This window comes from Burkholderia sp. SIMBA_062 (assembly GCF_046534765.1).
In the GTDB taxonomy this organism is placed as follows: domain Bacteria; phylum Pseudomonadota; class Gammaproteobacteria; order Burkholderiales; family Burkholderiaceae; genus Burkholderia; species Burkholderia ambifaria.
Map to the genome: position 1 here is coordinate 21898 of NZ_JAWRYD010000037.1, position 25083 is coordinate 46980.

At 69.3% G+C, this 25083-nt stretch carries 23 protein-coding genes and 1 pseudogene; 8 read left to right on the forward strand and 16 right to left on the reverse strand.

Annotated elements, in window-relative coordinates:
- The first annotated feature begins 171 nt into the window (after window positions 1-171).
- Window positions 172-660 (forward strand): diguanylate cyclase domain-containing protein, encoded by a 489-nt coding sequence (locus SB786_RS29780; protein WP_410730619.1) that lies wholly within the window; start codon window positions 172-174, stop codon window positions 658-660.
- Window positions 661-706: 46 nt separating this feature from the next.
- Here the strand turns inward: SB786_RS29780 and SB786_RS29785 are convergent, their stop codons facing one another.
- The 5 genes from SB786_RS29785 to SB786_RS29805 all read right to left on the reverse strand — a co-directional run bounded on the left by SB786_RS29785 (window position 707) and on the right by SB786_RS29805 (window position 5225).
- The gene (locus tag SB786_RS29785) at window positions 707-1159 is read right to left on the reverse strand and encodes a hypothetical protein (RefSeq protein WP_410730583.1); all 453 of its coding nucleotides are present in this window, start codon (window positions 1157-1159) and stop codon (window positions 707-709) included.
- The gene (locus SB786_RS29790; RefSeq protein ID WP_410730584.1) at window positions 1159-2562 is read right to left on the reverse strand and encodes a phosphatase PAP2/dual specificity phosphatase family protein; all 1404 of its coding nucleotides are present in this window, start codon (window positions 2560-2562) and stop codon (window positions 1159-1161) included. Before SB786_RS29790 ends, SB786_RS29785 begins: the two co-directional genes overlap by 1 nt.
- Window positions 2559-4328 (reverse strand): bifunctional alpha/beta hydrolase/class I SAM-dependent methyltransferase, encoded by a 1770-nt coding sequence (locus tag SB786_RS29795; RefSeq protein WP_410730585.1) that lies wholly within the window; start codon window positions 4326-4328, stop codon window positions 2559-2561. Before SB786_RS29795 ends, SB786_RS29790 begins: the two co-directional genes overlap by 4 nt.
- Before the next feature lie 67 nt (window positions 4329-4395).
- Window positions 4396-5001: a CDP-alcohol phosphatidyltransferase family protein gene (locus SB786_RS29800; protein WP_410730586.1), complete on the reverse strand. Its 606-nt coding sequence runs from the start codon at window positions 4999-5001 to the stop codon at window positions 4396-4398.
- Entirely contained in the window at window positions 4998-5225 is a 228-nt protein-coding gene (locus tag SB786_RS29805) for a hypothetical protein (RefSeq protein WP_410730587.1), read from the reverse strand. The genes SB786_RS29800 and SB786_RS29805 overlap by 4 nt, the downstream gene beginning before the upstream one ends.
- 226 nt (window positions 5226-5451) lie before the next feature.
- Here SB786_RS29805 and SB786_RS29810 point away from each other — a divergent pair, with 226 nt between their 5' ends.
- Together SB786_RS29810 and SB786_RS29815 are read left to right on the forward strand one after the other, a co-directional pair.
- Complete coding sequence (locus SB786_RS29810; RefSeq protein ID WP_006757189.1) at window positions 5452-6084, forward strand: lysophospholipid acyltransferase family protein; 633 nt, start codon at window positions 5452-5454, stop codon at window positions 6082-6084.
- Between the two features lie 36 nt (window positions 6085-6120).
- Window positions 6121-7050: a phosphatidate cytidylyltransferase gene (locus SB786_RS29815; protein WP_410730588.1), complete on the forward strand. Its 930-nt coding sequence runs from the start codon at window positions 6121-6123 to the stop codon at window positions 7048-7050.
- Between the two features lie 59 nt (window positions 7051-7109).
- Here the strand turns inward: SB786_RS29815 and SB786_RS29820 are convergent, their stop codons facing one another.
- The 5 genes from SB786_RS29820 to SB786_RS29840 all read right to left on the reverse strand — a co-directional run bounded on the left by SB786_RS29820 (window position 7110) and on the right by SB786_RS29840 (window position 13217).
- On the reverse strand, window positions 7110-7958 hold the full coding sequence (locus SB786_RS29820) for a topoisomerase IV (RefSeq protein ID WP_410730589.1): 849 nt from the start codon (window positions 7956-7958) through the stop codon (window positions 7110-7112).
- Between the two features lie 131 nt (window positions 7959-8089).
- Complete coding sequence (locus SB786_RS29825; RefSeq protein ID WP_410730590.1) at window positions 8090-9919, reverse strand: methyl-accepting chemotaxis protein; 1830 nt, start codon at window positions 9917-9919, stop codon at window positions 8090-8092.
- A gap of 290 nt (window positions 9920-10209) precedes the next feature.
- Window positions 10210-10521 carry a hypothetical protein gene (locus tag SB786_RS29830; protein ID WP_410730591.1) on the reverse strand — a complete coding sequence of 104 codons (312 nt, stop codon included), beginning with the start codon at window positions 10519-10521 and terminating at the stop codon, window positions 10210-10212.
- The gene (locus tag SB786_RS29835; protein WP_410730592.1) at window positions 10521-11882 is read right to left on the reverse strand and encodes an acyclic terpene utilization AtuA family protein; all 1362 of its coding nucleotides are present in this window, start codon (window positions 11880-11882) and stop codon (window positions 10521-10523) included. Before SB786_RS29835 ends, SB786_RS29830 begins: the two co-directional genes overlap by 1 nt.
- 36 nt (window positions 11883-11918) lie before the next feature.
- The gene (locus tag SB786_RS29840; protein ID WP_410730593.1) at window positions 11919-13217 is read right to left on the reverse strand and encodes a CitMHS family transporter; all 1299 of its coding nucleotides are present in this window, start codon (window positions 13215-13217) and stop codon (window positions 11919-11921) included.
- Window positions 13218-13314: 97 nt separating this feature from the next.
- On the opposite strand from SB786_RS29840, the gene SB786_RS29845 reads away from it, so the two are divergent.
- A complete protein-coding gene (locus tag SB786_RS29845) occupies window positions 13315-14211 on the forward strand; it encodes a LysR family transcriptional regulator (RefSeq protein ID WP_410730594.1) in 897 nt (298 codons plus the stop codon).
- A gap of 40 nt (window positions 14212-14251) precedes the next feature.
- On the opposite strand, the pseudogene SB786_RS29850 reads toward SB786_RS29845, so the two are convergent.
- A pseudogene (locus tag SB786_RS29850) lies at window positions 14252-14389 on the reverse strand (flavin reductase); the annotation flags it as partial.
- A 334-nt stretch (window positions 14390-14723) separates the two neighbouring features.
- Here SB786_RS29850 and SB786_RS29855 point away from each other — a divergent pair.
- Together SB786_RS29855 and SB786_RS29860 are read left to right on the forward strand one after the other, a co-directional pair.
- Window positions 14724-15884: a porin gene (locus tag SB786_RS29855; RefSeq protein ID WP_410730595.1), complete on the forward strand. Its 1161-nt coding sequence runs from the start codon at window positions 14724-14726 to the stop codon at window positions 15882-15884.
- 520 nt (window positions 15885-16404) lie between these two features.
- Window positions 16405-17631: a transglycosylase SLT domain-containing protein gene (locus tag SB786_RS29860; RefSeq protein ID WP_410730596.1), complete on the forward strand. Its 1227-nt coding sequence runs from the start codon at window positions 16405-16407 to the stop codon at window positions 17629-17631.
- Between the two features lie 73 nt (window positions 17632-17704).
- On the opposite strand, the gene SB786_RS29865 is transcribed toward SB786_RS29860, so the two are convergent.
- Together SB786_RS29865 and SB786_RS29870 are read right to left on the reverse strand one after the other, a co-directional pair.
- Window positions 17705-18025: a hypothetical protein gene (locus tag SB786_RS29865; RefSeq protein ID WP_006757177.1), complete on the reverse strand. Its 321-nt coding sequence runs from the start codon at window positions 18023-18025 to the stop codon at window positions 17705-17707.
- Between the two features lie 121 nt (window positions 18026-18146).
- Window positions 18147-18893, reverse strand: a complete 747-nt coding sequence (locus SB786_RS29870; RefSeq protein ID WP_410730597.1) for a MipA/OmpV family protein — start codon at window positions 18891-18893, stop codon at window positions 18147-18149.
- A gap of 246 nt (window positions 18894-19139) precedes the next feature.
- On the opposite strand from SB786_RS29870, the gene SB786_RS29875 reads away from it, so the two are divergent.
- Window positions 19140-19865 carry a response regulator gene (locus SB786_RS29875; RefSeq protein WP_410730598.1) on the forward strand — a complete coding sequence of 242 codons (726 nt, stop codon included), beginning with the start codon at window positions 19140-19142 and terminating at the stop codon, window positions 19863-19865.
- Window positions 19866-21164 carry an ATP-binding protein gene (locus SB786_RS29880; protein WP_410730599.1) on the forward strand — a complete coding sequence of 433 codons (1299 nt, stop codon included), beginning with the start codon at window positions 19866-19868 and terminating at the stop codon, window positions 21162-21164.
- A gap of 33 nt (window positions 21165-21197) precedes the next feature.
- On the opposite strand, the gene SB786_RS29885 is transcribed toward SB786_RS29880, so the two are convergent.
- From SB786_RS29885 to SB786_RS29895, 3 genes are read right to left on the reverse strand one after another with little or no spacing between them, the layout of a single operon-like run.
- The gene (locus SB786_RS29885; protein ID WP_410730600.1) at window positions 21198-22178 is read right to left on the reverse strand and encodes an NADPH:quinone oxidoreductase family protein; all 981 of its coding nucleotides are present in this window, start codon (window positions 22176-22178) and stop codon (window positions 21198-21200) included.
- 31 nt (window positions 22179-22209) lie between these two features.
- On the reverse strand, window positions 22210-24534 hold the full coding sequence (locus tag SB786_RS29890; protein WP_410730601.1) for a molybdopterin cofactor-binding domain-containing protein: 2325 nt from the start codon (window positions 24532-24534) through the stop codon (window positions 22210-22212).
- Entirely contained in the window at window positions 24531-24992 is a 462-nt protein-coding gene (locus SB786_RS29895) for a (2Fe-2S)-binding protein (protein WP_006754739.1), read from the reverse strand. The genes SB786_RS29890 and SB786_RS29895 overlap by 4 nt, the downstream gene beginning before the upstream one ends.
- Window positions 24993-25083: the final 91 nt, after the last annotated feature.

Genomic DNA, 25083 nt, shown 5'->3' on the forward strand with positions numbered 1-25083 from the left:
AAAAACAACTCAATTCGGTCGGAAATGCTGCGCGCCGCGATTGAATGGCAAGAGTTACGCCGTTGCTGCCTGCCGGACCGACCGGCATACTGCCGGCGCTGCCGGACTGGCGGTCGAAGACCCGACAACCCGGCCGGATGCCGGTTGCGACCCCTTGCGGGCCGCCCCGGAATGCGCTGCCGCACGAGCGGCGCGTATGCTACCGCAAGCTCGCGCCGAGCGCCGCGCTTTCTTCACGGAAAACCGACTTGTATCAAATCGTCGACACCGCCACCCCGTCCCCCGACACGTGGCTGCGCATCCGCCCACCCATGCGGACACGACGGTCGGCGTGCGGAAGGTGATGTCGCCGGACGTCGACGGTTTTTCGGCCGCCGATGCCGGCACGCTGCGGCTGATGGCCGACCTGACCGCCGCCGCGATGTTCCACGCGGCGCGCAACGAGGCCAACGAGCTGTACCTGCGCGCGACGCACGACGCGCTCACCGGCGGGTCGGCGAGCCGTTCGAATTCGACGGGCATCCGCTGCGGCTCGGGGCCAGCGGCGGCATCGCGATGCCGCCCGACGACGGCACCGACGTGAACGCGCCGATCGAGCATGCGGACCAGGAGATGTACGAGGTGAAGCGCACGCGGACGCGGCGGGCGGGCCACGCGTGACGCGCGCCGCACACCGCGGCGGGCCGCCCGGGTCGCGCCCGCCCGGCTAACCGCCCTGCCGCACCGCGATCGCCAGCCCGACCACGATCCACTGCACGATCGCGACCAGCACTGCGGCACGGCACAGCCCGACCGCGCCGCGCACGCGTGCGTCGAGCGTGCGTCCCGCCTTCCCTGCATCGATCCAGCCGAGCTCGACAAGCGCACGATCGAGCGCGGCGAGGCCGTCGTCGACCGACGCATCGCACGACGCCGCCCGCGCCAGCGCGGCGAACAGCCGGCGGTCGATCTCGATGCGCACCGCGTACCACAGCGCGGCAATCCCCGACCCGGTGCTGACCACGACCAGCAGCACGCGCGCGATCGTCGCCGGCGCCCAGCCCGACGCGATCCACCAGCCGGCACCCGCCGCGGCCAGCGCGGCCGCGATCGCCCACGCGCCCGCATCGAGCGCACCGCGCGCGGCGGCGATCCGGAACGGAGCGGACGGGTCGCGCATCATGGCCCTCCGGTCACGCGGCGGCGGTCGATCCAGTCCTGCAGCACGGCCACGCCGTCGTCCGACCATACCGCGCGCGGCCGCACCGCCCGTACCGCCGCGAGCGCGTCGCGCGCATCGCCGAGCCCCCGCCGCGCGGCGAGCCACGCGGCCGCGCACAACACGCTGCGCCCGTAACCGAGCGCGCAGCAGACCAGCACGTCGCGCCCTTCCGCATGCAGGCGTTCGAGTGCCGCGACGGCCGCCGCGAGCTGGGTGGGCGTGGGCGCGACGAGGTCGAGTTGCGGCACCGCCGCATACGCGAGAGACGCGTCGGCCGTGGTCCAGCGCGGCATCTCGGCGGTCAGGTCGACGAGCGCCGTGAAGCCGTGGCGCCGCATGTCGCGCGTGGTCGGCGTGCGGCCGATCGACACGCGCTCGTCGATCCGCGCCGGCGCCGGCTGCCGGAACGTCCATAACCGCGAATTGACGAACGCGCCGACGATCGTCGGCGCGAGCAGCCAGCGGACGGACACCGGCAAGCGGCCCGCGTCGTCCTTCTGGAACGCGCCGGGCGCGCCGCGCCAATAAATCCACGCGACGCACGCAAGCGCCAGCGCACCCCACCCGGCCGCCAACGCCAGGCCCGGCACACGCGACACGCAGTAAAGCGCCGCGAGCGCGACCAGCGCCGCGCCGAGCGCGTAGCGGCGCGCCAGCGCGCGGCCGGCGGCGGACGGCGAACCGGTCGCGCCCGGCAACCGTCCCGCCGCGTCACGCAACGGAAACAGGAACAGCGCGAGACAGCCGACGGCCGCGCCGGTGGGCACGTCGATCGCGTGATGCTGGTACGTCGTCAGCACCGACACGCCGATCGCCGCGAACCACGCATGCAGCACGGTGCGCGCGGCCATGCCGCGCAGATGCTTCGCATAGACGGCCCACAACACGACGAGCAGGCCGATGTGCAGCGACGGTGCCTGGTTGAACGGCTTGTCGAACCCCATCAGCAGCGTGAACAGCGCGCCGGCCACCCCGCCCGCATCGGGCCGCTCGAAGCTAAAGCGCAGCGGCCATGCGATGAAGCATGCGACCGAGATCAACTGCACGGTCAACAGCCGCTTCACGTGATCGAGCAGATCGTCGCGGCGGGTCCAGAAGAAGAACGACAGCGCGTACAGCAGGTCGATCGACCAGTACGGCACGATGGTCCACGGCACGAACGGAATCGCGTGCTCCCAGCCGAACGCGAAGGTCGGCACCTCGGCGCGGCGCGCGGCGAGCCAGTTCGCGAAGCCGTAGGTGGAGAAGAACACCGCACCCATCGCCGCGAGCCAGGCGACGCGCAGCGCGAACGACGCATCGCGCGCGCCGGCCGCCGGCTCGGCCAGACCGCCGCCCGCGCCGCCGCCGAGCGCGCTCACGACGCGTCGACCCGCTGCGCGAGGCTCACCGTGAAGATGCCCATCTCGTCGATGCGCTGGTCGAGCTTGCGGAAACCGGCGCGCGCGACGAGCTCGTCCATCTCGGCCTGCGAGCGGCGGCGCATCACCCAGGTCGCGTCGCCGCGGTGATTGTTCAGCGCACGCGCGATGAATTCGAGCTGCGGATGCCACGGCTGCCCCGTATAGACGAGATAGCCGCCGGGCGGCACCGCCTGCGCGAGCCCGCGCAGCGAGCGCTCGATCAGCGCGTTCTCGCCGAACAGTTCATACAGCCCCGACACGATCGCGAGCGTCGGGCGCGGCTCCAGCGTCGCGAGCGACGCCTCGTCGAACGCGTCGCCGCGCTCGAAGCGCGCGATCGGCTCGAGGCCGCGCTGCGCGATCAGCACGCGTCCGGCCTCGACGTTCGGCGGGCTGTAGTCGCGCAGCGTGATGTCGTCGGGCGCCGCGCCGTCGCGTTCGGCGGCCGTCGCGATCGCGTCGAGCACATAGCGTCCGTGCCCGGCCGCGATGTCGACGATCCGCACGGGTTCGCCGAGGCCGCGCAGCCGGCCGATCGCCGCGCCGATCAGCTCCTGCAGATGCACCTTGCGCTGACGGATGCCGACCCAGCCCGGCGAGTCGAGATAGGTGCGGTCGATCAGCGCGCCGACGCCGAGCCGGCCCTGCGCGCGGTTGCGGTACACGTAGTCGAGCGTCGAGCCCGAATCGAAGCCGAGCCGCAGCCCGAGCGCGATGCCGTCCGACAGCGCGCCGCCGGCCTTCAGCCCCGCCCGTGTGATCGCCCAGTACGCGCGGGCGAACGGGTTCGCGGGCGGCCGGCCGAGCGCCGCGTATTCGTCGTGGAACGCGCCGCGCCGGTCGGCGTCGGCCAGCGACACGCGCGGGCTCGGCGTATCGAACTCGCGCAGCACGAACGCGCGCAGCGGCGCGAGCGCCTGCGCGCGGTCGCGCTCGCCGAGCGTGTCGTGATAGAAGCCGGCCAGCACGATGCGCTCCTTGCGCGCGCCGCCGAGCCGCTCGAAGAAGCGATCCTGCGGCCCGCGATGGACGACCCAGTCGGCGCCCGAGATCAGCAGCTGCGTCGGCACGGTGATCGCGGCCGCATCGGCGACGATCCGCTTCGCGGTGTCGTGCAGGTCGAGCAGCATGTTCACGGCGATCGGCCGCGTGATCAGCGGATCGGCCGCATAGCTCGCGATCCGTTCGGCGTCGTGGGTGAGGAATTTCGGTTTCACGTAGCTGTTCACGTAGAACAGCCCGCGCAGCTTGTGCATCAGCCGCAGCCCCGGCCGCGCGAACGGCACGTAGAGCTTGATGCGGAACGCCGGCGACGCGACCACGAGGCAGCGGATCGGCGGCGCGTAATCGTGTACCCAGGTGGCCGCGAGCACGGCGCCGACGCTCTGCCCGACCACGGCCGTGTGCTCGATCGCGATGCCGTGCGTGTCGCGGATATGCTCGACGAAGATCTGCAGGTCGCGCACCGACGCGGCCGCGCTGGGGCTGTAGCCGCGCGCGCCGGGCGAGCGGCCGTGGCCGCGCGCATCCCATGCGAAGAACGCGAAGTCCGGCAGGTCCAGCTCGTCGACGAGGTGCGCGACGCGCGCCGAATGTTCGTGGCCGCGATGCAGCAGCACGATCGCGCCGCGGCAGCGCGGGCCGGTCGCGGGCCAGTGACGATAGAACAGCGTTTCGCCGTCGTGCGTGATGAAGTCGGCCTCGCGGGCCGTGCGTGCGTTCATGCTTTTCTCTCGTTTCGTTGTTCGAATCATGCGGCGCCGCCCTCAGGCGCCGGCCCATCCCTGGCCGTCAGCCGCCCGCTTCGGCGACGCCGGCCTGCACGCGCCGCACCACCGTCACGATCGACAGCACGATCAGCGCACGCCACAGCCACGCGGCGACGCTGCCGACCGGCAGGCCGAAGCCGATCCACAGCGCGAATGCACCGAGCGCGAGCGCGCGGTCACTCTTGCCGAACGGGCCGTCGTAGCGGCGCGTAGCACCGGCGAGCGGGCCGATCAGCCCCGCGCATTCGACGATGACCGCCGTCAGCGCGAACAGCCAGACGTCCGCCGGAGCGAACGCGGGAATCGCGAGGAACGGCAGCACGAGCGCGACATCGGACACGACGTCGCCGAGCTCGTTCAGGTAGGCGCCGAGCGTGCTCTTCTGCCCATGTTCGCGGGCGAGCATGCCGTCGATCGCGTTGAGCGCCATCCGCACGAACAGCCAGATCGGGATCAGCAGGAACAGCACGCGGACGAACACGCCGAGCCCCGCGAGCGCGCCGACGACGATCGAGCCGCCGGCCGCGAACAGCGTGACCTGGTTGGCGGTGACGCCGCGTTCGGCAAGCGAATCCGCGAACGGACGCAGACGGTTCTGGAATTTCGGTTTGAGTGCGTAGAGGCTCATCGTTTTATTGGTTCTGCTCGTTCGGACACGTTTCCAGCCGCCATGCCCCGGGCGGCGCAACCGTCGGCATCGACGGCTTTCGACAGGTGGTCGTAATCGTCGCCGAGCGACCCCCGCGCGTCAAGCTGCACGCCACCGGCGCCGCACCCGGCAATCTGGCGTTTTTGACGGAAACTCGCGATAATCCGCTGGCCCGATCGCAGCAAGATCCATTCGAACTGCAAACGGGCGCTCGTGCAACAGCCGATTATCACGCCGCCGACCGGCGACTGCGCCGCGACGTCCGCCGGCGCATCGTCCGATTATCGCGGCCCTGCGACAGGCAGCCACGAAGTTGAAAAAACTTAAACAATGGCCGTCCGGCGCGCATCCTGCCGCGCCGGCACTCCGGGATTCCGCCTGCCGCGCATGCGCGGCCGCGGGAGCATGCAGGCAGGAGGCGCGGCGCCGATGAACATCCTGAACGTCTGGCAGCGCGATTTCCTGCTGTCGATCGTCCGGCTCGTCGCCGGCGCGTATCCGGTCTGGCATCAGGCGCCGCCGTCGCCGACGCAGAAGATTTACTTCTCGAACCACACGAGCCACATCGACACGCTCGCGATCCTCGCCGCGCTGCCGCGCGACGTGCGCGCGGTGGTGCGGCCGGTCGCCGCGCGCGACTACTGGGACAGCAGCGACCTGAAGCGCCATATCGCGCAGAAGCTGCTGAACGTCGTGCTGATCGACCGTCATCGCGAGGGCGGCGGTAATCCGCTGGACCCCGTGCGCGACGCGCTGCGGCAAGGCCACTCGATCATCATCTTCCCGGAAGGCACGCGCGGCGCCGACGTATTGCCGCAGCCATTCAAGAGCGGCCTGTTCCATCTCGCGACGGAATTTCCGGACGTCGCGCTCGTGCCGGTCTATCTCGAGAACCTGCAGCGCATCATGCCGAAGGGCGCGATCTGGCCCGTGCCGCTGATCTGCAAGGTGCACTTCGGTGCGAACGACGCGCTCGGCGCCGGTGAAGACAAGCCGGCCTTCCTCGCCCGCATGCGCGACGCGATCGTCGCGCTCGCGCCGCCGCAGCGGCCGGCCGGCTGATCGCGGCGCCCTCCTCTCCCTTTTCCGGACCTCTTCATGCGAACTCTCTTCTGGGAACTGGTCGCGGGCGTCACCGGCGTGCTGGTGCTCGCGACGGTGATCGGCGCGATCCTCGGCGCGCGCAACGGCGGCGCCAGCGCGACCGTCGTCAACCTGAACCAGCGCATCCGTGCGTGGTGGGCGATGATCGCGATCATGGTCATCGCGATCAGCCTCGGCAACAACGTCACGTATCTGGTGTTCGCGCTGCTGTCGTACCTGACGCTGCGCGAATTCATCACGCTCACGCCGACCACCGCGAGCGATCATACGACGCTCTTCATCGCGTTCTTCGTCGCGATTCCGGTGCAGTACGTGCTGCTCGGGATCAACTGGTACGGGATGTACTCGATCTTCGTGCCGGTGCACCTGTTCTTCGCGATGTCGCTGGTATCGGCGCTCACGCAGGACACGCGCGAATTCCTGAGCCGCAACGCGAAGATCAACTGGGCGCTGATGGTCTGCGTGTACGGGCTGAGCCATGCGCCGGCCGTGCTGATCCTCGACATTCCGCGCTACGCGGGGCAGAACGCGCTGCTGCTGTTCTTCTTCCTGTTCGTCGTGCAGATCAGCGACGTGCTGCAGTACGTGGTCGGCAAGCTGTTCGGGCGACGCAAGATCGCGCCGCGCCTGTCGCCGTCGAAGACGGTCGAGGGCTTCATCGGCGGCGGCCTGCTCGCGACGCTGTGCGGCGCGTCGCTGTATCGCGTGACGCCGTTCAGCTTCGGCGCGGCGTTCGGGATCTCGCTTGCGATCGTGATCGCGGGCTTCGTCGGCGGCCTCGTGCTGTCGGCCGTGAAGCGCTCGCTCGGCACCAAGGACTGGGGCTCGATGATCGCGGGCCACGGCGGGATGCTCGATCGCGTCGACTCGATCTGCTTCGCGGCGCCGGTGTTCTTCCACCTCGTGCGCTACGTGTACGTGTGACGGGCGGGCGGCGCGACGCCGCCCGAATCCGCGGTACCGTGGTTCCGCGCACGGACCGCTCAATACCCGTCGCGCACGGCCTTCGGCACGATGTAGCGGCCGCGCGTCGCGTCGAACTTCACCGTATGGCGCACGTGAATCGTGCGATTGCCGCGCGTGCCGGTCTCGGTCACGATCAGCGGATAGACGCTATCGTTGACGGTCGTGTCCGGCGCGATCGCGAAGCGGCGTTCCTCGCAGCGCGCCGGATCGTTCGCGCATTCGCTCGATTCCGCATTGTCGAGCGCTTCGTCGATGCGCGCCGCCGCCGGCACCAGCGCGTCGCCGTACGGCAGCCAGATCGAGCGCATGCTTTGCGTATAGCCTTGCCGCGAGTCGCTGTTGCCGAGGACGAAACCGAACAGGTGCGGCCCGAGCCGCTGGATGCTCACCGTGCCCGGCTCGCCGCGCCCGCCGGACACGATGCCCGTCTTCTTCAGCGCCGGTTCGAGCGTCGTGCCGTCCTGCGAAGGCCGAAGCACGTACAGGTCGATGGTGCCCGGCGTCGCATCGGAATCCATCCCCGGCATGCCGTTCTGCACGGCGTCCTCGGTCTCGCCGCACATCGCGAGCAGCGTGCGCGGGCCGTCGGCCGTCGCGACGCGCAGCGATCCGCACGACGCGTAAATGAAATCACCCGCGTCCGACTGCCAGCCCTTGCGATCGGCGCGCCAGTTGCCGTAGGTGTCGCGGATGAACGTTTGCAGCTGACGCTCGGGATGCGCCGGCTCGGCGGCATGGGCCGGTGATGCCGCGACGAGCGCGGTGAACACCGCGACGGCGGACAGTGCGGCGCGCGTCGGCGCGAACCGGCCACCGCGCGTGGCCGCGCCCTTCACGCCGGCCGGCGTGACGATCTCGTTCTTCATTCCAGGATCCGGTCGATGCGCGCGGCCCCTGCCGCACGCGCGGGCGATGCCCGCGAGGCCGTAGCGTACACGCTCGGCGCGGCATCGCAAGCGCATCGCACTGACCCGGCACTGGCCCGGCGCGCACCGCATCACGCCGGCGCGGTATCGGCCGTTTGCGCACGCGCCAGCTTGAATTCGCCGACCAGTTGCGCGAGCTGCGCCGCCTGCTCGCGCAACAGCGCCGCGGCCGCGGCGGATTCCTCGACGAGCGCCGCGTTCTGCTGCGTGGAATGATCGAGCTGCGACACCGCTTGGTTCACCTGCGCGAGGCCGGTGCTCTGCTCGTTCGCCGCCACCGTCATTTCGGCGATCACGCTCGTGATGCCGCGCACGCCCTCGACGATCTCGTCCATCGTGGCGCCCGCCGTGTGCACGAGCCCCGACCCGCCCTCGATCTTGTCGACGGACGCCTGGATCAGCTGCTTGATTTCCTTGGCGGCCTGCGCGCTGCGTTGCGCGAGCGTGCGCACCTCGCCCGCGACGACCGCGAAGCCTCGCCCGTGCTCGTTCGCGCGCGCCGCCTCGACGGCCGCATTCAATGCGAGGATGTTGGTCTGGAACGCGATGCCGTCGATCACGCCGATGATGTTCGCGATTTCGTTCGACGCCGCCGTGATCTCGCCCATCGTCGCGACCACCTGGCTCACCACCTCGCCGCCGCGCATCGCGACGCCCGACGCCGACTCCGCGAGCCGGTTCACCTGCGTCGCCGCATCGGCCGAGTTGCGCGCCGTGCCGGCAATTTCCTCGAGCGCTGCCGCGGTTTCCTGGAGGCTCGACGCCGCATGCTCGGTGCGGCCCGACAGGTCCTGGTTGCCCTGCGCGATCTCCGCGCTCGCCACGCTCACGGACTCGCTGAACCCGCGGATCTGCAGCAGGATCGCCGAAATCTTTTCCGCAAACAGGTTGAACGCGCGCGCGATCTGCGCCGCCTCGTCGTTGCCGTCCGCCCGCAGCCGCTTCGTCAGGTCGCCGCTGCCGCTGGCGACGTCGGTCAGCGCATCGCGCACCAGCAGCACGCGCTTGAATGCCGCGTTCGTCAGCGCGCCGACGAGCGCGGCCGCGATACAGGCCACGATGACGATGGCCGCGAGCGTCGTCGTCGCGACGGCCCGCATGCCGGCCGTCACGTCCGACCGGTCGAGCGCCATCACGAGCGACCAGTCGGTTCCGGCGATCGGTCGCGCGCGCAGCAGCTTGGTCACGCCGTCCACCGCGATCGCCACCGGCTCGCTCGCGCTCTGCAGGCTCGCGAGGCGCTCGGGCGTCAGTTCCGGTGACAGCTGCACGGCCGGTTTCATGATCAGGTCGGTCTTCGCGCCCGCGATGAGGCGCCCGCCGCGGTCGACGAGAAACGCGAAACTCGCCGGCGTCGGGTGCATCGACGCGACGATCGCGCTCGCACGTTCCATGTAGAGACTCGCCGCTAGCACGCCCTTCAGCGCGCCGCCGCGCATGATCGGCACCGCGAATGCAAAAGCCGGCTTGCCGGTCGACGCGTCCTGATACAGCGCGGTGACGACCAGCCGGCCGGCCTCGACCGCTTGCTTGTACCACGGACGCGCGGTCGGATCGTAACCGGGCGCGAGCGGGATGTTCGAGAATGCCGTGTGATCCGGCAGGCCGAGCGTCAGCACCTGGAACCCGCCCGACTTGCCGAGCAGCGTCAGTGCCGGCAGCGGATCGCCTTCGCCGATCGGCAGCGTATCCGCGAGCGCCTGGGTCTGCTGCGCGCGGCTGGCGACCCACTCGTCGAGCGCCAGCGCGTGGCCGGCCAGGACCGACTGCAGGTTCCGGTCGATGGTTTCGTCGTTGTGTCGCTTGACGACGTCGTACACGAGGCCGCCGGTGACGGCGAGCGCCGTGACGACGATGGCGACGCAGGTCGCCACGATCCGGGCGCGAATTGATGACAGCATGATGACGGCGATCTCCGGTTGCGTGTTGTTATCGGACAGTCAAATGAGTACGCAAACGGGTTTAACGACCGGCCGGGAGGCAACTTGAGGTTGGACTGGTCAGACCACGAAAAAAAATCCGCGGATGTGCCGGTTCGGCCCACGGCGCTTGTGCGGATCAGCGCCTGCGCTTCGCGGGCGAACCAGTCAAGCACGCAGGCGCGGCGCCACGAACGGCCGATCCCGTCACCGTAAACGCGACCCTGGGCGCGCGACCCGCCGGCCGCGCGCATCGTCACGTCGTCACATCATCACGCCGGCTCCGGCACCTCGATCGCCAGCAGCGCCGAACTGACCGACTTGCCGTGCGCGTCCAGCGCGAGCGAGCGCGTGACGCCGCCACCGAGCGCATCGCGCAGCACGAAGTTGAACGCGGCCAGCGCCGGCAGTTCGTAGCGCACGACGTCGCCGTGCACGATGCCGGCGAGCCATGACTTCACCGCCCGCGCATCGAGATGCGCGCGCAGGTGCTCGTAGTGACGCGGATCGCGGCAGATGACCGACACGTTCAGCGTATTGCCCTTGTCGCCGGTGCGCGCATGCGCGAGTTCACGCAGTTGCATCAGGCCTCCACGAATGAAAACGACGGCGTCACGGCCGCGCGCGGCAGCAGCACCGACTGCACCGCGATCACCTCGCGCGTCGACTTGAACGCGCCGCCGCCGCCGGCCGGCCCGTTCGTATAGAGCGTCTCGACTTCGTTGCCGATCCGCGCGGCCTCGGCGGCGCTCGCCGCGCGGCCGGCCACCCGCACGCGGACTTCGGCCGGCTCGCCGCGCACGGCGGGCGTCGCGTCGCCGTACAGCGCATCGACGCCGATCAGATCGAAGCGCAACTCGGTCGCGGCCACGCCGGTCAGCGCGAGCCGCTCGCGGACGATGTCGAGCGCGAGCCGCGCGCGCGCCAGCGCCCCCGGCCCGCCGTACGAGATCTGCCCTTCGCCGATATGGCCGTCGACATACGCGACCGAAACCTTCAGGGTCTCGGGGCGCGCGGTGCCGCGCCCGCCCGTGACGCGCACGCGGTCCGGCGCCTCCTCCGCGACGGCCACGCGCGTGAAATCCGCGACGACGTCGGGCTGCAGGTAGCGCGCCGGATCGTGGATCTCGTACAGCAGTTGTTCCTTGCAGGTCGCCGCGCTCACGCGGCCGCCCGCGTGCGGCACCTTGGTGATCACGACCGAGCCGTCGGCCGCGACCTCGCCGATCGGGAATCCGAGCCGCGCGAGATCCGGCACGTCCTTGTAGCCGGGGTCGGCGAAATAGCCGCCCGTCACCTGCCCCGCGCATTCGAGCAAATGGCCGACGACCGTCGCGGCCCCCAGCGTGTCCCAGTCGTCCATCCGCCAGCCGAACGCATGGATCAGCGGCGCGGCGAACAGCGACGGATCGGCGACGCGCCCGGTCAGCACGACGTCCGCGCCGGCCGCGAGCGCCTCGACGATCGGCGCGGCGCCGAGATACGCGTTCGCGGATACGATGCGCTCGCGATACGCGGCGACTTCGTCGCCCGACTCCTCGAAGCGCAACGCGCCGCGCAGCACGACGTCGAGCACGTCGTCGCCTTCGACCGCCGCGACCTTCAGCCCCGCGAGGCCGAGCGACTCCGCAATCTGCGCGGTGCGCCGCGCGGCCGCGCGCGGGTTGGCCGCGCCCATGTTCGACACGATCCGCACCCGCTTGCGCGCGGCCACCGGCAGCACGGCCTGCATGCGCGCGTCGAGCAGCGGATCGTAGCCGAGCGACGGATCCTTGCGCCGCGCCTGTTGCGCGATCGCGATCGTGCGCTCGGCAAGGCATTCGAAGACGAGATAGTCGAGCTGCCCGTGTTCGGCCAGTTCGACCGCCGGCTCGATCCGGTCGCCCGAGTAGCCGGCGCCCGCGCCGATGCGCACGCGCCGTTCGTGTGGTGGCTTTGCTGTCATGTCGGTACCGTCATCCGGCGCGCGCGCCGGGAACAATCAAAAAACGCCGAGCACGACGCACGCGATCGTCATCACGATCGAGGCGCCGAACAGCAGCGGGAACGTGAACTTCTGGTGCTCGGCCAGCTCGATCCCGCACAGACCGACGACCAGGAACGTCGCGGGCGTCAACGGGCTGACCGGAAAGCCGGTCGTCATCTGGCCGAGCAACGCGGCCTGCCCGACATGCACGGCCGGCACGCCGAACTGGCCGGCCACCTCCGCGATCACCGGCAGCACACCGAAGTAGAACGAATCGGGATCGAACAGCATGCTGAGCGGCATCGACGCGAGGCCGAGCGCGACCGGAATGTGGCCGGCCATCGACGGCGGCACGAAGCCGACCGCCGCCTGCGCCATCGCCTTCAGCATGCCGCTGCCCTGCATGATGCCGGTGAACACCCCGGCCGCGAGCAGGATGCCGGCCATCATCAGCGCCGCGCGCGCATGCGCGTCGATGCGCTTTCTCTGCATGTCGACGTTCGGGTAGTTCACCATCAGTGCGACGCACAGCCCGACCATGAACATGATCGCGGGTGGAATCTTCTCGCCCATCACGACCATCGTGCCGAGCACGACGAGCGTCAGCACCAGGTTGAACCAGAACAGGTGCGGCCGGCGCAGCGCCTGCTCGTCGGGTGTCAGCTCGCGTTTCGGCAGCGGAATCGACGCATCGTCGGGCGACAGGCCGAGCCGCTTCTCCTCGCGCCGGCCGAGCCAGTACGCGACGCCGAACACGAACACGAGCCCGATCGCCTGCACCGGAATCAGCGGATTGAACAGCGCCGACACCGGCAGGTGCAGCGACGCCGACGCGCGAATCATCGGCCCCGTCCACGGCAGGAAGTTGATCCCCGCGGCCATCGACACGGCCGCGGCCAGCACGCGCCGGTCCATCTTCAGGCGGTCGTACAGCGGCAGCACCGCGGGAATCGTCACGAGAAAGCAGACGGCGCCCGAGCCGTCGAGATGGATCAGCAGCGCGAGCAGCGTCGTGCCCATCACGATGCGCGTGGGCCGCGTGCCGACCGCGCGCAGGATGCGGTCGATGATCGGATCGAGCGTGCCGGCGTCGGTGATCGTCCCGAAATAGAGGATCGCGAAGACGAACATCCCGACGACGGGCGCGAGCCCCTTCAGCCCGTCGATCACGAATTTGCTCGTATGCAGCCCGAAGCCGCCGATCAGCGACGCCGCGATCGGCACGAGGATCAGCGCGACGAGCGGCGACATGCGCTTCGACAGAATCGCGGCTAGCAGCACGACGATCGTGCCAAGCCCGAGTAACGGCAGCATCCGTGTCTCCTACCTTGTCTTTTGTTGGAGACGAGCGTAAGGTCGGCGCAGCGATAGCACAATTGAAATGATTTGATCGCAGCAATCACGAATCGTTATGGATCTGAATCTTCGCGACATTCGCGCGTTCGTCACCGTCGCCCACGCCGGCAACTTCACGCGTGCGGCCGCGCGGCTGCACCTGTCGCAGCCGGCGCTGACCGTGCAGATCCGGCGGCTCGAGGAGATCGTCGGCGCGCGGCTGTTCGACCGCAACAGCCGCAGCGTCGCGCTCACGCAGACCGGGCGCGAACTGCTGCCGCTGCTGCAGCGCTCGCTCGACGACATGGAGCGCGTGCTGCGCGACGCGCGGGCGCTCGGCGAAGGCGCGAGCGGCACGGTGCGGCTCGCATGCCTGCCGACCTTCGCGTCGAGCCTGTTGCCGGAGTTGATCCAGTCGTTCCGGCGCGACGTGCCGCGTGCGGGCTTCGAGATTCGCGACGGTGTCGCGAGCCTCGTCACCGCGCTGGTGCGCAACGAGGAAGCCGATCTCGGCCTGACGGGCGGCGATGCGTTCGATGCGTCGCTGGAGGTGCTGTACGTGGGCGCCGACCGGCTCGTTGCCGTGTGCCCGAAGGATCATCCGCTCGCGCGCAAGCGGCGCGTGCGCACCGCCGACGTCGCCGCCGTGCCGCTCGTGCTGACCGCGCGGGGCACGAGCGTGCGCGGCGTCGTCGATGCCGCACTGGACGCGGCCGGCTGCACGCCCGACATCGCGTGCGAACCGACCTACATGATGACGGCCGTCGCGATGGTGCGCGGCGGACTCGGCGTGACGATCCTGCCGGCGACCGCGCGCGAGGTGCGCGCCGAGCCGGACCTCGTCGCGAAACCGATCGACGACCCCGCGTTCGTGCGGCCGATCGCGCTCGTCGTGAAGCGCGGGCGCACACTGCCGCGCGTCACGCAGGCGTTCGCCGACGCGATGCTGGCGACGTTGAAAAAGCGCGCGTGAGCCGCGCGCCTGGAACTGCGGCCGACCACCGGCCGGCGGCTTACTGCGGCTCCGGCTGGCCCGGATCGACGTGCAGCGATTCGCCGATCGCATAGAAGTTGCCGCCCGCGATGTAATGCAGGCTGCGCAGCGCCGACCGATTCGAAATACCGGAATACCGGTGACCGCCGCGCAACAAGAGGGCCCCGTGCAATAGCATATTCGGCCCGCATCGCGCGATTCGATTCCATTAAATAATGAATTGACGAATCCATCACGAACGCCGTTTTAGCGAAATCCCATCGAAAATCCCCTGGAATTATCACGAATCCGGCAATACGCCGATCGCACCATCTCGAAATTCAGGTCGATTAGCACACAGTGCTCAATAATCCGAATCTCTCAACAGGCCTTTGCGCAGCACGTGCCTGTCTGCTTTAGGTCACATCGGAGAATTCCATTTTTGCCGTTCGGCCGCGGCTCTGTAGTCTCCTGCCATTCCGGTTCAAGCACGCCAATGGCAAGGAGATGAAATGAAACGCACGACCCTCTCGCTGATTTCGCTCGCGTCGTTCGCCGCGATCCCCGCCGCGCACGCGCAGTCGAGCGTGGCGCTGTACGGCGTGATCGACACGTCGATCACGTACGTGAATCACGCGCAGGGCAAGGACAACGCATGGATGCTCGGCAACAGCAGCGCGGGCAACCTCGCCGGCAGCCGCTGGGGCGTGAAAGGCTCCGAAGATCTCGGCGGCGGGCTGAAGGCGCTGTTCCAGCTCGAGAACGGCTTCGACCCGAGCAACGGCCGGCAGGGCCAGGGCGGCCGCCTGTTCGGCCGACAGGCATTCGTCGGGCTGACGAGCGAGCGCTACGGCACGCTCACGTTCGGCCGCCAGTACGATCCGCTCGTCGACCTCGTGCAGGGCATCACCGCCGACAACTATCTCGGCAGCGTGTTCGCGACGCCGGGCGACGTCGACAACTACGACAACAGCTTCCGCGTCGACAACGCGGTGAAGTACACGTCGGCCGTGTATTCGGGCCTGCAGTTCTCCGCGATGTACTCGTTCGGCGGCATCGCCGGCAGCACCGGCGCCGCGCAATCGTATTCGGCAGCCGTGTCGTACAACAACGGGCCGTTCAGCGTCGCCGGCGGCTACTTCCACGCGACCAACAGCCCTGCGTCGAACGGCCTGCGCACCGGCTGGACCAGCTCGTCGGACGGCACCTTCGACGGCCCGATCAACAACGGCTACGCGAGCGCGCACTCGATCGGCATCGCCCGCGTCGCGGGCCAGTACGTCGCGGGGCCTTTCACGTTCGGCCTCGGCTACAGCAACGCGCAGTACCGTCGCGACGCAAGCTCGGCGTTCGACTCGAACGAGCACTACAACACCGGGCAAGGCTTCGTGAACTACCAGGCGACCGATGCGCTGCTCGTCGGCGTCGGCTACAGCTATACGCGCTCGGGCGGCGATACGTCGGCGACCTATCACCAAGTGTCGGCCGGCGCGGACTACAACCTGTCGAAGCGCACCGACGTGTACCTGAGCGCCGCGTACCAGCATGCGAGCGGCCAGACCGGCGACGGCAAAGGCGGATCGATGGCCGCGCAGGCGTCGATCGCGTCGTACGGGTATGCGGGTACAAGCTCGCAGACGATGGTCAACCTCGGGCTGCGTCACCGCTTCTGAGCGACGGGGCGCGGCTGTGGGCGGTGTCGTGATGTCGTGATGCCGTGATGTCGTGATGTCGTGATGTCGTGATGTCGTGATGTCGTGATGTCGTGATGTCGCGGTGTCGGGGTGCCGCGCGGCCGGCCGGTCGGTATCAGATCGCGGATGCCGGATGGCGGATTCGCCAGGACGGCGGCTACGGCCGCCGCCGCCATTTCCGGGCCGCGCAGCGGCGGCCGCGCCATGTTCGTTTCACATCGCTGCACGATTCATCACCGTATTCCGCATTCACGGCGCACCTGACGCACGGCGTCAGTATTGCGACTCCGCTCGAGCGCCGGCATGCGCGCGAAAATCAGCCGTTTTTACCGATTCCATCCGGTCGCGCGACGAGCCCCGCGCAGCAGAAAATGCGCGATAAACGCACCGGCAAATGCAAAGGAAAGTTTGACGCGAGCCATTTGACTGCGCGCTATGGCACACTTCGCGTCTGCGTAATTTCCTTGCACCGGGCGGCCGGATCCCGCCCCATCCTGCCATGCCGCGTCATACTGCCCGTTCGCTCAGCCACGCCACGCCGAAGATCGCCGCGACGATTGCGCTGTCGTGCGCGCTGCACGGCGCCGCGTGGGCCGATTGCCTCGACGACGCAGCCACGTTCCAGCACGTGAGCGTGAGCCTGCTGCGCGGCATCGCGCAGGTCGAATCGGGGATGAATCCGAACGCCGTCAACACCAATACGAACGGCACCGTCGACATCGGCCTGATGCAGATCAACAGCACCTGGCTGCCGACGCTCGCGCGCGAAGGCATCACGCGGGAAAGCCTGTTCGATGCGTGCACCAACGCGTACGTCGGCGCGTGGATCCTGTCGCAGAACATCCGCCAGCTCGGCGCGAACTGGACCGCGATCGGCGCGTACAACGCCGCGTCGCCCGACAAGCGCCTCGCGTATGCCCGCAAGGTCTATGATGCAATCCGCACCATGCCGGATTCGCCGGATACTCCCATGCCCATCCTGCCTCCCTCCTTTACGCCGCCGCAGCAGGTGCAGGCGTACAACCCGTTCGCGAGCCTGAGCGTATCCGCGCCGCCGGCCGCACGGGCCCGCACGCTGTCACCGGCCGCCCCGCCGCCGCCACCGCAAGGCGGTCCCGCCGGCCCGGCCGGCACGTACAACTTCGGCTGGACCGTCACGGGCGCCGATCAGGCCAAGCCGACCCAGGTGTTCGACGACGGTGCGCGGATCTACGTGCAGTTCAGCGACATGAAGCATATGCCGGCGATCTTCACCGAAACGTCGTCGGGTCGCGTGCTGATGTCGTGGGAGCTGCAGTTCCCGTATGCCGTTCTGACGCGTCCCGCGCAAACGTTGATCTTCCAGCTCGGGCCATTCGAGGCGCGCGCGCAGCGCGGCGCGGCGGGTGCAACGACGCAGGCAGGGGCTGGAACCGCGGCGGGAGCATCACGTGCGGGAGCAACGACGGCTGCCACGACGCCTGCGGGGAAACCGAACGCGAATGCGTCGGCCAAGCGCACGGCGTCGGCCGACGCGCTGTGGTATCTGAACACGCCGTCGACGTCGGGATCGGCAGCGACCGCGAACACGGCGAATACCGCGCCGGCGTCACCCTCGTCGCCGTCGTCGAACCCGCCGGCCACGTGGCCCACCGCGGTGACGTCGAACACGCCGCCGCCGGCCGCAACCCCTCAGGCGCCGGCCGCGCGCGTCAGCACCGACGCGCTCTGGTATATCTCGAAGTAACGCGCACGGGTTCGTACGCCCGTCGCGGCCGGCTAACGATATGCGGCTCGGCCGGCCCCGCCGGCCCCATCCATCACCCGCGCCGCACCCAGATCACCTTGCCGTCGCGAATGCCGAGGTCGCGGCGCTCCTCGCGATAGTCCATCGTGCCCGGCAACGACTTGCCGTCGCGCTCGAGCACGCGCCACAGGCAACCGTCGAGCAGCGCGGCCGCCTCGGCTTCGGTCTTGCCGATCAGCGCATCGTCCGGCGCGCCGTCTGCACTGCACATCGGCGCGGCGTTTCGCGCCGCGCCGCCGGCGGTCGCGTTCGGGTGCTTCGTGTTCATGTCCGCACATCCTGCAAAGGTTGCGCTCGCAACGAGCGCGACGAGCATGGCGATCGTGTTCTTCATCGGCTTCTCCCTGTCGCGGCCCGGCGTGGTGCCGGAACCGCCTGCATGTTACCGCACGCGATGCGCGGCAACGGCGCGGCGCCGACGCATCGCGTGCGGCATGCGCGCGGCGGCCACCTGTTCAGAACTTGTAGGTCGCGCCGGCCATCCCGTAGTAGTTGCTGCGCGATTGGACGATCGGGCTGTCGCCATAGCGCCCGAGCAGCCGCGTCACGCCGCCCGTCGCGAGCACCGACCAGTGCCGCGACAGATTCCAGTTCCATGCGACCGACACCGTCGCGCTGTCGATCCCGCCGCTCGTCGAATACGGCCGGAAGCGGCTCGTCATCGACTGCGCATCGGTCACGCCGTAGAACGTCTGCGTATAGCGGCCGGTGCCGGCATGCACGCTGCCGGTCACGACGATCTCGTGCTGCGCGGTCTTGACCACCGGCACCGCGAGATCGACATGCCCGGACACCCCGCGCGACGTATGCGTCACCGGTGTGTCGACCGTGACGCTCAGTTCGGCCGCGTCGAGCAGCGTCACACCGGCCCGCACGCCGACCAGCACCGAGCCCGGAATGCGGCCCATCCCCTTCAGGTAGTCCGAACCCGGCAGGTCGAAGCGGTTCTCGTCCGCGCGGCCCGGGTCGTAGTTCACTGTCGCCGACACGAACGCACCGTGCGGCAGGTCCAGCCGGTAGCCGGCGCCTTCGCGACTGTCGATGAAGAAGCCGTTGCCGAACTTCGCGGAAAGCCCCGGTGCGACGACGCCGCGATACTGGTTGCTGCCGGGGTAGCGCGGCGCGAACCCACCGCCGAGCGAAATCGAATACTGGTTTTCCGCGTGAGCCGCGGCGGCAAGGGTCAGGCCGGCAAGCGGCACGCAATAGCGGGAACGGCGAAGGGTTGAGCGCACAATATTGAGATACGAGTGACGGAGCCCGCAGTCTAGGTGCCGCCGTGCACCGGGGTTGTCCGTAATCTGCGGGGAATCTGTGCTCAATTGTGTTCGATTGTTCGTGATTGTCGTCCCGCTGGCCGGGGCGCCGGAACGCCGGCTAGAATTCGCGTGCCGCGCCGCGCGCCCGCCTGCCGGGAGCCGGGACGACGCGTGCACATCGAGGAGACCATGTACGACAATCCGCTCAAATACCGTGTGCTGCTGATCGAGGACGACGACCGCCTCGCGCAGCTCGTGCGCGAATACCTCGACAACTATGAATTCGCGGTGACGGTCGTGCGGCGCGGCGACCTGGCCGTCGCGGCGGTGCGCGAGCACCAGCCCGCGCTCGTGATACTCGACCTGATGCTGCCGAATCTCGACGGGATGGAAGTGTGCCGGCGCATTCGCGCATTCACCAACGTGCCGGTGCTGATTCTCACCGCGCGCGCGGACGTCTACGATCAGGTCGCGGGCCTCGAAACCGGCGCCGACGACTACGTGACGAAGCCGATCGAGCCGCGCGTGCTGGTCGCACGCGCCCGCGCGCTGCTGCGCCGGGCACGGCCGGCCGCAACGGAAACACCGGCCGCCGCGCCCGCCGCGCTGATATTCGGCGAACTGACGATCTCGCCGCCGAACCGCACGGTCACGTGGCGCGGCGAACCGGTCGACCTGAAGACGGCCGAATTCAACCTGCTGCTGATCCTCGCGCGCGCGGCCGGCACCGTGCTGAGCCGCGACGACATCCTGAAGCAGTTGCGCGGGATCGAGTTCGACGGGCTCGACCGCTCGGTCGATTCCGGCATCTCGAAGCTGCGGCGCCGTTTCGAGGATGCGTCGTCGGAGCCGCACAAGATCAAGACGATCTGGGGCCGCGGCTACCTGTTCAGCCCTTCGGCGTGGGACGAATAAATGCTGCGCCCGTTGATCAGGCTGTACCTCATCGTGATCCTGTGCGTCGCCGGATCGATCGCGTTCATCCAGTTCTCCTTCGATCGGATCTTCTACGACCGCGCGGCGCAGGCGCAGCGAGACTCGCTGACGACCTATGCGTTCGTGCTGAACGATTATCTCGAACGCCATCCGGGCGCGCAGCGCACGCTCGCGCTGCGCGAGCTCGCGAAGCACGGCAATGAAGGATTCGACTTCGTGACGAGGGAGCAAGCCCGCGCCCAACTGAGCGGCGCTCCCCTGCGCGACCTCGACGCCGGCAAGATCGCGATCGGCTACGACGGCAAGGATTACTACATGCCGCTCGCGGACGGGTCCGTGCTGCATGCGCGCCCGATCCAGCCGTTCGATCTCGACATCAAGATCTACGCCTACTTGCTGCTCGCGCTCGCCGCGCTGTTCGCGGTCGTGCTGTGGACCTCGTATCACTGGCGCGACCTGCGCAGGCTGCAGGCCGCCGCCCATGCGTTCGGCGCGGGCCGCCTGTCGACGCGCGTAAAGCTGTCCGGCCGGTCGAACATCTACGAGCTGTCGCAGCAATTCAACGACATGGCCGAGCGGATCGAGGCGTCGATCAAGCAGCAGCGCGAGATGATGCACGGGATTTCGCACGAGCTGAAGACGCCGCTCGCGCGCCTCGAATTCGGGCTCGCGCTGCTCGCCGAATCCGACGAGAGCGGCCGGATGCGCGAACGCCGCGACGAACTGCGACGCGACGTGCGCGAACTCGACGAACTGGTGACCGAGCTGCTGACGATCGGGCGGCTCGAACAAGGTGCGAGCGAACTCGCGCCGATGGACGTCGTCGTCGATGCGCTGATCGACAGCGTCGCCGGCAACGTCGCGAACGACCTCGCCGATCGCGGCATCACGCTCGGCGTGTCGACGACCGGCGCGCCCGCCACCCACGTGTGCGATCCGAAGCTCGTCGCCCGCGCGCTGCTCAACCTGATCCGCAACGGCGCGCGCTATGCGGCGCGCACGGTTCTGCTGGCCGCGACGCACGATGCGTCCGGTGCGCTGGTGCTGAGCGTCGACGACGACGGCCCCGGCATTCCGGCCGCCGAGCGCGCACGCGTGTTCGAACCGTTCCAGCGGCTCGACTCGAGCCGCGACCGGCAGACCGGCGGGTTCGGTCTCGGGCTCGCGATCGTGCGGCGCGTCGCGCTCGTGCACGGCGGGAACGTGCGGCTCGAGGATTCGCCGCTCGGCGGCGCGCGCTTCGTGATTTCGCTGCCGGCGCGAGTGTTGCCGGCATGACGCGCGTGCTGCCGCGGCGCGGTCCCGCATCAGTCACGCGTCCGGCAGGATCACGACCTTGCCCTTGACCTGCCGGTTCGCCATGCGCGCGATCGCGTCAGCCGCACCCGACAGCGGCACGCGCTCGGTGATCGCCGGCCGCACCTCGCCGGCCGCGAACCATTGCGCAAGCTGGCGCATGTTCGTCGCGTGCTCCGCGGGATCGCGCCGCACCGCGTCGCCCCAGAACACGCCGAGAATATCGCGCTCCTTGAGCAGCGCCAGGTTCAGCGCGATCTTCGGAATCTCGCCGGCCGCGAAACCCACCACGAGGTACCGGCCGCGCCACGCGGTCGCGCGCAGCGCCGCCTCGCTGTACGCGCCGCCGACCGGATCGTAGACGACGTCCGCGCCGCGTCCGCCGGTCAGTTCGTCGACGCGGCGCCGCAGGTCCTCGGTCGCATAGTCGATCGTGTCGTCGGCGCCGGCTTCGCGGCACAGCGCGAGCTTGTCCAGGCTCGACGCGGCCGCAATCACGCGCGCGCCCAGCGCCTTCGCGATCTCGATCGCCGCCAGCCCGACGCCGCCCGCCGCACCCAGCACCAGCAGCGTCTCGCCCTGCCGCAGACGCGCGCGCTGCTGCAGTGCATGCAGCGACGTACCGTAGGCCAGCACCAGCGCCGCGCCCTGCTCGAACGTCATCCCCGGCGGCAGCGCCGCGATCTGGTGCACGTCGGCCACGCACTGCTCGGCGAAGCCGCCGTGACCGGTGAACGCGACCACCTCGTCGCCCGGCCGCCATGCGCTCACGCCGTCGCCGACCGCGTCGATCACGCCGGCGAATTCCGCACCGGGCGAGAACGGCAGCGCCGGCTTCACCTGATACAGCCCCTGGACGATCAGCGCATCAGGAAAATTGAGCGACGCCGCCTTCACGCGAATCCGCACCTGGCCCGCGGCCGGTTCGGGAATCGCGACCTCCTCGATACGCAAGCGGTCGATGGGGCCGAATGCGGTACACATCAGGGCTTTCATGCTTTCCTCTCCTTGCGCGACGTCGCGCGTATCAACCGGCCTTTTGCTTCGCGAGCTGATCCGCGACGGGCAGGCTGCGAATCCGCGTGCCGGTTGCCGCGAAGATCGCGTTGGTCAGCGCCGGCGCAACCGGCGGCAGGCCCGGCTCGCCCACGCCGCCCAGCGGTGTCGCATAGTCGTCCGGCGCGACCAGATGCACGCGGATTTCACGCGGCGCCTCGTTCATCCTGAGCACCTGGAAGCCGTTGAAATTGCTCTGCTCCGGTTGCCCGTCCTTGAATGTGATCTCGCCGTGCAGCGCAATGCCGAGCCCCATCACCACCGCGCCTTCGAGCTGCGAGCGCACGCGCTCCGGGTTGACCTGCGGCCCGCAGTCGATCGCGATGTCGACGCGCGGCACCGAAATCGCGCCGTCCGCGGCAACCTGCACTTCGCACACGACCGCCGTGTACGACACGAAGCTGCGATGCGCGGCGATCCCCAGCCCGTGCCCCTTCGGCAGCGCGCGGCCCCAGCCGGCTTCGCGCGCGACCGTCTCGATCACGCGCCGCAGCCGTCCGGTATCGACTGGATACAACGCCGGATCCTCGCCGTAGTTCACGTTCTTCACCGTGATGTGCGGCTCGAAGCGCCGCGCCGGCCCGATCAGGTCGAGCAGGAAATCCTTCGGGTCGCGGCCCGCCGCGTGCGCGAGTTCCGACACGAAGCTCTGGATCCCGAACGCGTGCGGAATGTTGTACACCGAACGAAACCAGCCGATCCGCGTGTGCGCTTGTGCCGCCGGGTTCTCGATCCGTACGTTCTGGACTGCGAACGGAAGATCGGCGATTCCTTGCGCGAGCTCGCCCGGCTGCTCGTGCACGATGCCGGCCCGGAACGTCGACTGGATCGACGGCGCGACCGTGCGATGCTGCCACGCGACCACCTTCCCCGCCGCATCGAGGCCGCCGTCGAGCGCTTCCAGCGACACCGCGTGGAAATAGTCGTGCGCGATGTCGTCCTCGCGGGTGAACGTCAGCTTGACTGGTGCGCCCACCGCCTTCGACAGCAGCGCGGCCTCCACCACGTAGTCCGGTTTCGACTTGCGGCCGAAGCCGCCGCCGAGCAGCGTCACGTTGACCGTGACGCGCTCGGCCGGCAGCGCGAGCGCCTTCGCGATTTCGTCGCGCGTGGTCTGCGGCGCCTGCGTGCAGGTCCAGACTTCGCAGCGGCCGTCGGCCACGCGCGCGACGGCCGCGGGCGGCTCCATCGTCGCGTGCGCGAGATGCGGAATGTAGTACGTCGCACGCACCCGCTTCGCGGCGCCCGCGAGCGCCGCGGCCGTATCGCCGTCGTCGCGGATCACGTCGCCCGGCTGCGCGGCCGCCGCTTCGAGCGTCTTGCGGTAGGCCGCCGAATCGTAGCTTGCGTGCGGCCCGTGCTTCCAGTCGATCTTCAGTCGGGCGCGCGCCTGGATGGCCGTCCACGTGTCGCGAGCGATCACGGCCACGCCGCCGAGCGGCTGGAACCCGGACGGCAGCGGCGTCGACGCGAGCTGCACGACCTTGACGACACCCGGGAGCTTTTGCGCGGCCGACGCGTCGAACGACGCGACCGTATCGCCATAGGCCGGCGGACGCGCGACGACCGCGTACAGCATGCCGTCGAGCCGCGTGTCGATCCCGTAGTGCGCGCGGCCGCCGACGATGTCGCGTCCGTCGATCAATGCCGTTTCGCCCTTGCCGATATAGCGGAACTCGGCCGGCGCCTTCAACGCCACGCTCTGCGTATCGGGTACAGGCAGCGCGGCCGCCTTCGCGGCCAGTTCACCGAACCCGAGCTTGCGCCCGGTTGTCGTATCGACGACCTCGTGCACCGTCGCCTTCACTTGACGCACGTCGACGCCCCAGGTCGCCGCCGCGGCCTGCTCGAGCATCGTGCGCGCGGCCGCCCCCGCGCGGCGCAGCGCCGCGAAACTCTGGCGCAGGCTGCGCGAACCGTCGGTGTTCTGGTTGCCGTAGCGCGGCTCGTCGCCGACGGCCTGCGCGACCTTCACGCGTGCCCAGTCCGCGCCCAGCTCGTCGGCGACCACGAGCGCCACGCTCGTGCGCACGCCTTGTCCCATCTCCGAGCGAATGCAGGTCACCGTCACCGTGCCGTCCGGCGCGATCGCGACGAACAGGTGCGGATCGTCACGCAAGCCGTGCGGCATGCCCGCGCCGCCGTACTGCGGATTCGGGCTGACCGGCGGCTGCGCGGGCGTGGCCGCGCGCGCAAGCGACGGCACGCCGAACGCGAGCAGCAGTCCGCCGGATGCGAAGCCGAGCAGCAATGCGCGGCGGCTTTCATTGTGGACGGAGCATTCCGGCGCGCTCATGCGGCACCTCCGCGCCGCACCGCCAGCCGGATCGCCGCGCGAATGCGCGTATAGGTACCGCAGCGGCAGATGTTGCCGGACATCGCGTCGTCGATGTCGGCGTCGCTCGGATGGGGATTCGTCTTCAGCAGCGACGCGGCCTGCATGATCTGCCCGGACTGACAGTAGCCGCATTGCGCGACGTTCAGTTCCTGCCACGCTTGCTGCAGCGGATGGTTCACGTCGGTCGACAGGCCTTCGATCGTCGTCACCTTCTTTCCGGCGGCGGCCGCAACGGGTGTGATGCACGACCGGATCGCGACGCCGTCGAGATGCACGGTGCAGGCGCCGCACAGCGCCATCCCGCAGCCGAACTTGGTGCCCGTGTGGCCGAGGACATCGCGCAGATACCAGAGCAACGGCATGTCAGGATTGCCATCGAAATGCCGTTCGCCACCGTTGACGGTCAGCGTGATCATCGTTCACCTCCTGGTTGCGACGCCGCGTCGCGCGGGCGTCGTGTGGGGATTTGAACGGCGCTGGGCACATTCCGAACGACCAGGTGGGCCT